9 protein-coding genes are annotated in these 11,472 nt (G+C 57.3%); 3 read left to right on the forward strand and 6 right to left on the reverse strand.

The window, feature by feature from the left end; genetic code table 11:
- Positions 1–46: 46 nt before the first annotated feature.
- Positions 47–934: a fructose bisphosphate aldolase gene (locus tag SH661x_RS09875; protein ID WP_437231184.1), complete on the forward strand. Its 888-nt coding sequence runs from the start codon at positions 47–49 to the stop codon at positions 932–934.
- Between the two features lie 256 nt (positions 935–1,190).
- Here the strand turns inward: SH661x_RS09875 and SH661x_RS09880 are convergent, their stop codons facing one another.
- The 3 genes from SH661x_RS09880 to SH661x_RS09890 all read right to left on the reverse strand — a co-directional run bounded on the left by SH661x_RS09880 (position 1,191) and on the right by SH661x_RS09890 (position 4,094).
- A complete protein-coding gene (locus tag SH661x_RS09880) occupies positions 1,191–1,532 on the reverse strand; it encodes a hypothetical protein (RefSeq protein ID WP_437230451.1) in 342 nt (113 codons plus the stop codon).
- A 171-nt stretch (positions 1,533–1,703) separates the two neighbouring features.
- The gene (locus SH661x_RS09885) at positions 1,704–3,128 is read right to left on the reverse strand and encodes a tetratricopeptide repeat protein (RefSeq protein WP_437230453.1); all 1,425 of its coding nucleotides are present in this window, start codon (positions 3,126–3,128) and stop codon (positions 1,704–1,706) included.
- Between the two features lie 153 nt (positions 3,129–3,281).
- Complete coding sequence (locus SH661x_RS09890; RefSeq protein ID WP_437230455.1) at positions 3,282–4,094, reverse strand: segregation and condensation protein A; 813 nt, start codon at positions 4,092–4,094, stop codon at positions 3,282–3,284.
- Positions 4,095–4,370: 276 nt separating this feature from the next.
- On the opposite strand from SH661x_RS09890, the gene SH661x_RS09895 reads away from it, so the two are divergent.
- Entirely contained in the window at positions 4,371–5,786 is a 1,416-nt protein-coding gene (locus tag SH661x_RS09895) for a cytochrome B6 (RefSeq protein ID WP_437230457.1), read from the forward strand.
- A gap of 335 nt (positions 5,787–6,121) precedes the next feature.
- Positions 6,122–7,363 (forward strand): MFS transporter, encoded by a 1,242-nt coding sequence (locus tag SH661x_RS09900; protein ID WP_437230460.1) that lies wholly within the window; start codon positions 6,122–6,124, stop codon positions 7,361–7,363.
- A 324-nt stretch (positions 7,364–7,687) separates the two neighbouring features.
- Here SH661x_RS09900 and SH661x_RS09905 read toward each other — a convergent pair whose 3' ends face one another.
- The 3 genes from SH661x_RS09905 to SH661x_RS09915 form a co-directional block, all read right to left on the reverse strand.
- On the reverse strand, positions 7,688–8,773 hold the full coding sequence (locus SH661x_RS09905; protein ID WP_437230462.1) for a GTPase: 1,086 nt from the start codon (positions 8,771–8,773) through the stop codon (positions 7,688–7,690).
- On the reverse strand, positions 8,770–9,576 hold the full coding sequence (locus SH661x_RS09910) for a type III pantothenate kinase (RefSeq protein ID WP_437230464.1): 807 nt from the start codon (positions 9,574–9,576) through the stop codon (positions 8,770–8,772). The genes SH661x_RS09905 and SH661x_RS09910 overlap by 4 nt, the downstream gene beginning before the upstream one ends.
- A gap of 205 nt (positions 9,577–9,781) precedes the next feature.
- Positions 9,782–11,467, reverse strand: coding sequence for a flotillin family protein (locus tag SH661x_RS09915; protein ID WP_437230467.1), 1,686 nt, complete (start codon positions 11,465–11,467; stop codon positions 9,782–9,784).
- Positions 11,468–11,472 lie beyond the last annotated feature (5 nt).

The raw sequence follows: 11,472 nt of genomic DNA on the forward strand, positions 1-11,472 counted from the left end.
TTGACGTTTGCGTTGTTGAATTCCCCTTTGATGAGTGAGGTCTGTGTTGAACGACGAACAGCTCCAGAAGATGAAGTCCAGTCCCGGGTTTATCGCAGCCCTCGATCAAAGCGGCGGCAGCACCCCCAAGGCCCTTGAAGCGTATGGAATTCATTCCGATGCCTGGTCGTCGGATGAAGAAATGTTCTCCATCGTCCATCAGATGCGGTCCCGCATCATGACCAGCCCCAGCTTCACCGGCGAGCGGATCCTCGGGGCCATTCTGTTTGAAGACACGATGGACCGTCAGGTGGAAGGGCTGCCGACAGCGGACTATCTCTGGCAGGTCAAACGGGTCGTTCCGTTTTTGAAAGTCGACAAGGGACTGGCTACTGTGCAGGATGGCGTTCAACTGATGAAGCCGATTCCCGGACTGGACTCGCTGCTGAAGAAGGCGTGCCAGAAGAACATCTTTGGAACCAAGATGCGTTCGGTGATTCAGCAGGCGAATGCTGCTGGGATCAAGGCCATTGTCGATCAGCAATTCGACCTGGCCGCTCAGATCATCGCCGCAGGACTGATCCCGATTGTTGAACCGGAAGTGGATATTCACTGTCCGGAGAAAGCGAAGGCCGAAGAGCTCTTGAAGGCTGAAATCCTCAACAGACTCAAGACGCTCCCTGCCGGCCAGATGGTGATGCTCAAGCTGACGCTCCCCACGCAGGACAACTTCTACTCCGATTTGGTGAGCCATCCTCGCGTATTGAGAGTCGTGGCACTCTCTGGCGGGTATTCGCAGTCAGAAGCGAATGCCCTGCTCCGCCGGAATCACGGAGTGATTGCGAGCTTCTCGCGGGCTCTCGCTGAAAAACTGACCGCCCAGCAAAGCGATGCCGAGTTCAACGAAGTCCTCGATACTTCAATTCAGGCGATCTACGAAGCGTCGGTCACGTGAGATGGAGATACGGGAGCCCATTCAGTAGGGTCCGCTGTGCGGACCGTCCCGAGGTGATGTTGTTGCAATGGTCCGCACAGCGGACCCTACTGAGGATGATCAATTCCCGTAGAGCGTCGGTCGAGTGAAGGGGGAGATGATCGCTGGCAGGAACAGGCAGATCATGAGTACGCAGACCCGTAGGGTCCGCTATGCGGACCGTGTCCCGAGGTGATGTTGTTGCAATGGTCCGCACAGCGGACCCTACTGAGGGTGATCAATTCCCGTAGAGCATCGGTCGAGTGAAGGGGGAGATGATCGCTGGCAGGAACAGGCAGATCATGAGCATGCAGATCGCCACCCCGATGATGAGCCAGACGTCTTGCCCGAAATACATGAGACGCCGGTTTTCAACGACAGGTGAGATCAGCACCCAGCTGACAGGGAGGAGCAGCAGTGCCATCCCATACTGGCGCAGAAAGATTGCCAGCGGATTCCAGCGAGCGAAAGCAATCTCCTGGGGATAGCCAATGACCTTCATCACCGCTCCCAGACAGAAGTAGCCGAGAATCACCAGAGCTGACTGAACCAGCGCGAGGATCGCCACCCTTTTTGACATCTGCTTTCCCCTTCAGAATGCAGTCCTGCCTGAGGTGTCGAAGAGCTTTCTGGTTGAACTACGTTGTGACGCAAAAGAAAGCTGACCGCCGGAAATCGGTGGTCAGCTTTCGATCACAAGGTTGGGTAAAAATGGTCCGCGTAGCGGACCCTGCTGTTTTGGTCAGAGCTTCTACTGAGCTGGAGCGGTCGTGTTCTGAAGGGCGTAGACCGATCCGCGATAGGCGGAGAGCTTGGGCAGTTTCTTCTGCGTCGCCTGCTTGAAGTATGCCACTGCATCCCCGTCGCGTCCTCGACGCTGCAGTTCCATTCCGATGAAATAGTACGCTTCGCACAACTGCGACGCGCGGGCCGCTTCATCGTTGGCGCTTGTTGATTTCAGAAGATTGGCTGCGTCGGTCTGCCCCAGCTGGAACAGGACCACCTGGTCGAACCAGTCGCGTGTTTCAGCTGGCTTGCCGGTAATGTCCGCATAGGCAGATGCATCGACCTGGTTGAGTCGCATCTTGCAGGCGAGCTCCCAGGGGAGCAGAAACCGCAGCTTCGGATCGAGCTTAAGGGCAGTCCGGAAGGAAGTGAGTGCTCCCTGAAAATCCTTGGTGAAGAACTGCGCAAATCCCAGGTCGGCATGTGCCATCGGATTCTGGGCGGCCACTTGGGCAACCTTCCTGTAGTCTTCCAGTGCAGGCGCGGCTTTATTCTGGTCCAGGCGTGCGGTGGCTCTGAGGCTGATCGCACCCAGCTGCGAAGGATCGACGGTCAGGGCCTGGGTGAGGGCTGCTTCAGCCCCGGCGGGGTCACCTGCTTCCAGCAGTGTAAATCCCCGATTGATGTACGAAGGGATCAGCTTCGGGTCCAGCTGAATCGCCTTATCGAAATCGGCGAGTGCTTCCTTTGTTCGACCCTGAGACTGCAGATACATGCCGCGGTTATTGTAGACCAGCGGATTGGTCGGGAACGCGTTCACCACATTGGTGTAAGCGTTGACGGCATCTGCGGGCGTTTTTGACTTCGCAGCGACTTCGGCTGTGAGCATGTAAGCAGCCAGATGCTGGGGGGCGAGCTTGATGGCTTCCTGCAGATCGGTCTCGGCAGAAGGAAAATCTTTCAGCTGCAGGTCCGCCTGGGCTCTCTGGTAGTACAGGTTCGCACGCTGCTCGGGAGTGATGTCGTCGCGATCGAGGACGGAGTCGGCAACAGTGCGGGCGGTCGTGGCGTGGACCGGCTTGCCTTCAAAGGCGGAAAGATGGCTCATCCCGTAGATATACGGAAGGTAGTAATCCGCTTTGCCTTTCCCTTCATGTCGAATGGCTTCACGGGCGTCCGCGATGCCGGTGCGGATCAATTCCACGTTGCCGGAGAAGATTCCCATTTCGATCCGGCTGCTGCCGCGAAGGTACAAAGCCACATGGTCTTCCGGTGCGATCGCCAGGGCCTGATCGCACAGCTGCATGGCTTTGGGGAAATCCCGCTCCCGGTAGGCGGTATCCGCCTGGTCCTTGATCTTGTCGAGTTCCGAGGGAGCCTGCGCCAAGACCGGCATTGCCAAGAAAACCAGACACAGGCCAAGCAGCATCCCGCTACGCTCGCGATACATTCCCAACTCCTTCGGGGGTCAAAGCATTCCAATTGTGAACGCGTGGTATCTGAAACCGCATTCTACATCAAGATCGGTTCGGGTGGCGACGTGATTACCGGGAACTGGGGGTTTTGGCGAGTTTGCAATACTTCGCCTGTTTCACCCCTCAAATCACTCTTGCGGTGCTTCTGCCTGCGATTCCGCAGGGGGGGCTGCTGCCTCCCCTTCTGGTGGAGTCTCAATTTCCACAGGTGGCAACAGCATGATTTCTGCGAAGTCTGCTTCCTGCTCGCATCGGAAGTTGTGATGTCGAATCAACTCCAGGACCGCCAGAAACATACCGATGATCTTGCTGCGGATCGTCTGCTGGTCGAACAGCGACGTGAACGGAACCCCGCCGGTCGCCCGGACATGGGCGCCGATCTGTTCCACGTATGTCTGCAGCGGGGTTTCGTCGTAGCGGACCGTCGATTGCGCATCGACGTCATTCCGCTTGAGGACTCGCCCCAGGGCACTGACGAGGTCCCAGAGCTCCACTTCCTTGATGCGGTCGGCCGCCGGATTCTTGCCGGCTGCAGGGCGTTCATCCGCGAGTCTGGGATATCGCTCCTGCCATTGCAGGGCCTGTTCTTCCAGAGCGGTGGCAGCTTCCTTGAACTGTTTGTATTCGAGCAGCTGGCGGATGAGGTCTGACCGGGGGTCGCCGTTGGCTCCGGTGATCAGCTGTTCTTCCGGTTCTTCATTCTGGTTGGGAAGCACGCTGCGACTTTTGATTTCAACCAGCGTACTGGCCATGACCACAAAATCGCCGACGAGATCCAGGTCCAGTTGCTGCAGCACGTCCAGAAACTCGTGAAACTGCTGTGTGATGCGAGCGATCGGCAGGTCGACGATATCCACTTCATCCCGTCGGACGAGGTAGAGCAGCAGGTCCAGCGGGCCTGTAAAGAGATCGAGTTCGACGCGATACACAGGTGAATTCATAACTCTCGCGTCATCCATTCCCGGCGAGGGGGCATGAAGTTGATGGCTTCAGCAGCAAAATTGATACGTATTTGGTTCAAGGGGCGTCTGGACAGGATTCACCACCATACGTCAGTTCGCACAGCGGGTCCATCGCGGATTTGGGTCGCTGCCCGGGACCATGGTTTTCGTGGCCCGTCGTTTCCGAAAATTTTTCCTTGCTGGACTGCGAATTGCTAGGTGAAGATAGCTGTCGTGTCTGAGATTCCATTCTGTGCTCGTGCGGGAGATTTTGTGATGTCTGTGGTCCACTCCAGAGCGGTCCTAGGTGTTTGTTTGTCCATTGCGGTCGCTTATGGCGCACTGCGGGCGGCAGATCCTCTGCCAGATTCCCAGAAGAGGCCGAAGCCGGAAACGTACATGCCAGTCGTGCCCGCGAAGCCATTTGTGGAAGTCATGGAGCAAGATATCCGTGATAAACCGGCGGCTCAGAAGGCATTTGAAGATCTCTTTAAGCAGCGGTACGACCTGCGTGACCAGGCGAGTGAGACCATGATGTCGGGCGGCCGGAAAGCGGTGCAGCGTGGTGTCCGCGTCAGGCCCTATCAGAACGCGAACTGGGACCAGCTGGCTGAGATGACGCCGGAAGAGATCAAAGAGAAAAACGTTTTCCCCGCAGGATTTCGCCCCCTTCCTCACATCAAGCACCTGGTTGGCGGGATGGTGTTCGCCCCCGAGCAAATTCAGGCCATCAAAGAACTTGAAGCCCGTGATCTGCAGCGGTTTGACGTCGATTTCAATATTCCGGCTCATCTGACACCCGAATTTCCCCCTCCGATCTTTCTGACCACTCATCCCGAGCTGGGAGACGTTTCTCAGGGGAAAGTTCTCTCGATCAAAAACTACTTTGAAATCTTTGAAGGGAAACTGACGCCCGTGCAGATGGAAGGACTGCGACTTCTGCTGACCCCCTTCCCTCAACAGCAGTTCAATCAGACGGGGGACCGCAAATCCAAAGGAGCAGAACTGGGGGTCGCCTGTTTTGACTGTCATACGAATGGGCATACGAACGCCACGTTCCATCTGAATCCGGATACGCGGCCGCAGGATGATCGGATGCGTCTGGACACGGTCAGTCTGCGTGGAATGTTCAACCAGCAGATTCACGGTTCGAAGCGTTCACTGCGATCCATCGAGGATTTCACCGAGTTCGAACAGAGGACCGCCTACTTCGACGGCGATCATGTGATCGCTGCCAAGAAAGGGGTGAACCTTCCGGATCGGGCCTCTCAGGTGGCGATGATGGCCCAGCTCCAGAACATGCTCGACTTCCCCCCTGCCCCGAAACTGGACGTTCTGGGACATCTGATCCCCGAGAAGTCGAGTGCTCAGGAATTGCGGGGTGAAAAACTCTTCCACGGAAAGGCACGCTGTGCAGAATGCCACGCTGCTCCGTTCTTCCTCGATGACAAGATGCACGACCTTCACCTGGAAAGATTTTATTCACCCGAGGTGATTCTTGATCAGCACAACATTGCGGACGGCCCGATCAAGACCTTCACGCTGCGGGGAATCAAAGATTCGCCTCCGTACCTGCATGACGGACGTCTGCTGACGCTCGATGACACCGTGGAATTCTTCAACCTTGTGTTGGGGACCAAGCTGACAGCGGAGGAGAAGGCGGATCTCGTGGCGTTTCTACACTGTCTGTAGAGCAGTTTGCTCGACCGTGTGCAGGCGAATCAGGATCGAAATGCGATAGAACAAATCGCTTACTGATCTTTTGCGGGGAACGGGAGTCAAGACTTCCGTTCCCTGTTCTATTACAGTGAGATGAAATTTCCGTCTGAAAGGATTGCCGCACTCGGAGAGTGCGGCAATCGTATCTCGCATTCCGCGAGTGCGAGAAATTGCCGCTCCTTCTCGTGACTCGATGCAGACTCGTCACGCCGAAGTCTTCCTGCAAGAATTGAAAGTGAACTTTCTCGCTCCGGACGGGGTCCTGTGAACACTATCGCCGCGCCCGCTCTTTTCTTGATCTCGCTGATATGTCTTCATCTCAACCGACCGTGTCCATTCCCGCTCCGGCCGCTGTGGCTGAACGGACGACCATGGGCATTCTTCTGGCCATCAGTGCCTCGCACCTGCTCAACGATACCCTGCAGTCGGTGCTGGTCGCGATCTATCCGGTGCTGAAGGAAGCGTACCAGCTGTCGTTTGCCGATATCGGCCTGATCGGGCTGACCTCACAATTGACAGCATCCATGCTGCAACCGGTCGTCGGCTTCTATACGGATCGGCGTCCGAAACCGTATTCGCTCGCCCTCGGCATGGGATCCACTCTCTGCGGTCTCATCCTGCTTTCTCTGGCGAACACTTTAGGTTTGATCATGTTTGCAGCGGGGATGGTGGGGCTCGGTTCTTCCATCTTTCATCCTGAAGCCTCGAGAATTGCCCGCCTTGCTTCTGGGGGGCGGCATGGATTCGCGCAGGCCCTGTTTCAGGTGGGGGGAAACTTCGGGAGTTCACTGGGGCCGCTGCTGGCTGCGTGGATCATCGTTCCGCAAGGTCAGAGGGCCATTGCCTGGTTCGCGCTGCTGGCGGTTCTGGCAATCGGAATTCTGGTCCGGATCGGTCACTGGTATCAGGATCGTCTGGTGACCATGCATCGGGAAAAGAAAGCGGGCCTGGTTGCGGAAGCGATCTCCCTGCCTCGCGGGAAGGTTCTGTTCGCGATCGGGATTCTGGTGGTTTTGGTGATCTCGAAGTACTTTTATCTGGTCAGCCTGACCAGTTATTACACTTTCTATCTGATGCACCGATTTCATGTCTCCGTGCAGACGTCGCAGCTGTGTCTGTTTGTCTTTTTGTTTTCCGTGGCTGCTGGAACGATTGCCGGGGGGCCGCTGGGGGATCGCTTCGGTCGAAAATTGGTGATCTGGTTTTCGATTCTGGGGGTCGCTCCCTTTTCTCTCATCCTGCCATATGTCGACTTCACGTGGACGGTGATTCTCTCCAGCATCATTGGTGTGATTCTGGCGTCGGCGTTCTCAGCGATCCTCGTGTTCGCTCAGGACCTGATGCCCGGCAAAGTGGGACTCGTCGCAGGGATGTTCTTCGGATTTGCCTTTGGGGTGAGCGGAATTGCCGCTGCCCTTCTGGGCGACCTCGCCGATCATACGAGCATCGAATACGTGTTCTCTCTGTGCAGTTTTCTGCCGCTGGCGGGACTGGTCACAGGCTTCCTGCCCAATATTCAGCACCCCGCCCGGGCGGGTGACGGTGGCTGAGCCGGCCCAGGAATGAAATCGCTGGCGGTTGGAGAACGTGAAGAGGGAACCACGGAAGGCACGGAACTCACGGAAAGAGGAGTAGGGATTCAAACCGCGAATAGGGCGAATCTGGCGAATGAGTTGAGGGATTGATCTGTCAGAGCACGAAGCGTCAGCGAGTGCATTCTTGAAACGATGCGACTCGATGCAATTGCTCACGCGGCGACTTGCAGCCATGGACTCATTCGCGCTATTCGCACGATTCGCGGTTCGCCCTCCCCGTCTTCTTCCGTGAGTTCCGTGCCTTCCGTGGTTCAAAAATCCGCTTTCCGGTGACTCTCTTCAGGTCGAAGCGTGCCACTGTTCGAGATGGCGACGCTGAGTCTCGGTCACGGGGTAGGTCGCGGTCAGTGGTGGTTCCGCGGGGACGAGGCGTTGGCTGATTGTCTGGATCAGTTTCTCGATTCCGGTCTGTTTGAATGCGGAGACGGTGATCGCTTCCGTGCTGAGGGAATCCGCATGTGTCGGCGGGACCAGGTCACACTTGTTGAAGACAGGAATGGCATCAGGAAATGTTTTGCGAAGTTCCTGATCCTCTTCGGTAACACCCGTGGCAGCGTCCATGATGATGAGGAGTAGGTCCGCTTCCCGCATGCGTTCTCGCGCTAGCGAGATTCCCGCGGCCTCGAGTTCACCCGTCGTTTCCCGCAGCCCCGCCGTGTCCGAGAGTTCGACCGGCCAGCCGTCAAAAGCGGTCTCGACGGCAACAACGTCCCGGGTAGTTCCCGGCTGGTCGAAGACGACGGAACGCGTGTATCCGACCAGAGCGTTAATCAGGCTCGATTTACCCACATTCGGTCGACCACAGAGGACCACTTTCCAGGGTGTGGTCAGATGCTCGCCGAAGTTGCTCCAGCGAAGAAGTGCTTCAATCTGCTCCCGTCTCGCTTCAGGCGGAAGAGTTTGCAGGTGCTTGACCGCTGCTGGAAACAGGGACACCTGTCGCAAAAGATGATGAGCCGTTTTGAGTGTCGTCGCTTTCATGAGTGCGATTTGGCACTCTGCCTCAACGGGACTGTGTTCCCTTTTCATCCAGGAGCTGAGGTCCGCGACTGATCCTCCGATTGCAGTCACATCCTGGAGAATGCGTTCGACCGCAGCCTGACCTCCGTGGCAGTGCAGTTCTGCAGCATCGTCTGCAATTTTCGTCAGCACGACTTCTTCGGACGATTCGCTTCCCCAGTGGCCGAAGTTGACCCTGTTCAGCGAAAGTTGACTCAGCTCTTTCTGGCTGGCAGCACGAAAGAGTCCATCGAGCAAAGACAGGTCACCTCGAAAGCCGATGGTCGCGACTGCCCCGCGACCCACCGGTGTGAGCAGACAGGCTGTCAGTTTGACTGAAGAGGAAGAGAAACCCGGGATGCTCACGACTTCTCACTCGAGCTGTTTTTCAAATGGTGAGCGACGATCGCCAGTCCTTGCAGTGAGAGGTCAGGAACCTGTCGGGCCTGTGCGAGATAGGGAGCAAGGATCACCGAGGCTCCTCCTGTCAGCAGCAACAGCGGCTGAGTCTGGTCTGTCGTCAGTACGTCGCCGTAGCGTTGCACGAGTTCTTTGACGGCGCCGAGATGACCCCAGTAAAGTCCGCTGGCGATGGCTGCTTCGGTGTTTTTTCCCAGGACGGCAGGCTCTCGTTTCAGAAGTTCCCAGACGTCGACGTGGGGGAGTGTTGTGGTCTCTTCATGAAGTGATTTCGCACCGAGCAGAATGCCGGGGAGAATCGCTCCACCCTGAAAGGTCCCTGCCCGGTCGACGACATCCACGGTGATGGCTGTCCCGGTGTCAACGATGATGACAGGCTGGTCCGGCTGCCGGAGAACATTCGCAGCAACGCTGTTGAGCAAACGGTCCATTCCGACTTTTTCCGGAAAGTCGACCTCGACCCGCAGAGGGATCCGTCGTTTATCGGTGAGCAGCGTGGGAGCTGGTAGCGACGAAGGCCAGACATCGACCAGTTCGCGGGCGCGGAGAGCGTTTGTTCCGGTGACGATCACAGCGTCCGGCGGAGCGGCTTCAAACCAGCTTTCGACCGTGGCCCAGTCGACAGGCGTTCCATAGATCGCTGCCAGAGACTGCCGGGCTTCAGGCAGCTGGAATTCGTTTTCCTGAACGCATTTTGCCAGCTTGACCCGTGTGTGGCCGGCGTCCACGACGAGACTGATGGCGTTCAAGGAAGGTGCGTTCCTGCTGGACATGATTCAAGGCGAAAGTCTGAAAAAGAAAAATGCTTCTGGCTGGACGAAGTCTATCAAAGAGCCGAGAGAGTACCAGCAGCAATGCCAACTCCGTGGTGAGCGTTCGCATGGAGTTGAAACGAGTTTAGCCGCACACTTGAAATGTGCAGCTAAACGGTCGCATCAACAACCGGGAGCACTGTCAACTGCCGGCCACGACGGTGGCAGCGCCGTTCTTCTCCCCGTTCCGGTGTGCGGTATCGTCCGGCGAGTTGGACGGTTCAGCGAAGCGAATCAGCGATTCCGGAAGTTCGACCCCTCCAATGTCCTTCATGACCTGCATCATCGGGGGGAGGCTGCGGGCCATTCCCTGGATAAAGTCGGCGGTGTTGCTGCGGCCATCCTTTCCGCCGTTCTCCCAGACGACGATCTTGTCGAACTTGATGTTCGAGATCGCGCGGGCGGAAGCGTCAGCCAGGTTGTCGAGATGTTCGAGCATCATCATCTGGAATGCGGCATTGGAACCGCCGCACGCTTCGACGATCTGCTTGAGACCTTCTCCTTTCTTAGCGAGAATTTCGTAGTGACCACGAGCTTCCGCCTCGAGCTTGGCATAGATGGCATCGGCGTCGGCCCGGGCCTGAATGCGAATCCGCTCGGCTTCAGCCTCGGCATCGACCATGACTTTGGACTTCTGGGCTTTCGCGGGAGCTTCCAGCTTGGCTCGCTGTTCGGCTTCGACCCGCTCCGCCTCGGCGAGAGCGGCCTTGGCCAGTGCCCGGTTTTGAATCTCCAGCACCGCAGCTTCGGCCTCCCGCTTTCTCCCCTCCCCGATCTGATACGCTTCCGCTTTCTTCACGGCCAGTTCGGCCTGCGAAGCGACGATCTTGGCCTGAGATGCGTTTTCTCCCTGAATCGCCTGGGCGTCGGCTTCGGCGACTCTCACGCGCCGGGCCCGTTCGGCATCTTTTTCGCCGGCTACCGCAGCAGCATCCGCCTCAGCGACCCGCACCCGTTTTGCACGCTCAGCGTCCTTCACCAGGGATTCGCGTTCGAACGCTGCGGACTGCTCGCCGATCGTCTGCTCTTTTTCGAGTTCGGCGACACGCACTGCCTGATCTCGGACCGCCTCACGCGTCCCGATGGACTGATCTCGGGTCGCGCTGGCAACCTGAATGGCTTTGTCCTTCTCCGCTCCGGCGACACGGATTTCACCCATCCGGACGTTCTCTGCCACATCCCCGCGGGCTTTCTGGATTGCTTCAGATGCGGCCTTCTGCCCGATGGCATCGATGTAGCCGGACTCGTCGGTAATGTCGGTGATGTTCACGTTGATCAGCTGCAGGCCGATCTTGTTCAGCTCCGATTCCAGGTGCATTTGAATGTGCTGGAGGAACTTGTCGCGGTCCCGGTTGATTTCTTCGATTCCCATCCCGGCGATAACCTGCCGCAGAATTCCGAAGATGATTTCTTCGGCCTGCTTGCGAATCTGGTCGACGGTGAGGTCGAGCAAACGTATGGCTGCCTGCTGCATGACAGCCGGTTCGGTGCTGATGGCGACTGTGAAGACGCTGGGGACGTTGACTCGAATGTTTTCGATGGAGAGGGCTCCCCGCAGCGGGATCTCAATCTGGATGGGAGCCAGACTCAGGTACTTGTAGTCCTGAATCAGCGGAATGACGAATGCCGCTCCGCCGTGAACGGTCGTTGACGCCTTCCCTTTTCCGGTTCGACCGTAGATGACCAGCACTTTATTGCTGGGGCAGCGTTTGAACTGTCGTGCGAGCAGCACGATAAACATGAACGCCATCACAGCCAGAGCAACAACGATCGCTCCAGCCCAGAACAGGGGCTCACTCGTCGGAACTTTTTCTGCAAACGGAGGCATGGAAC

This window comes from Planctomicrobium stercoris (assembly GCF_051465655.1).
GTDB lineage: Bacteria > Planctomycetota > Planctomycetia > Planctomycetales > Planctomycetaceae > Planctomicrobium.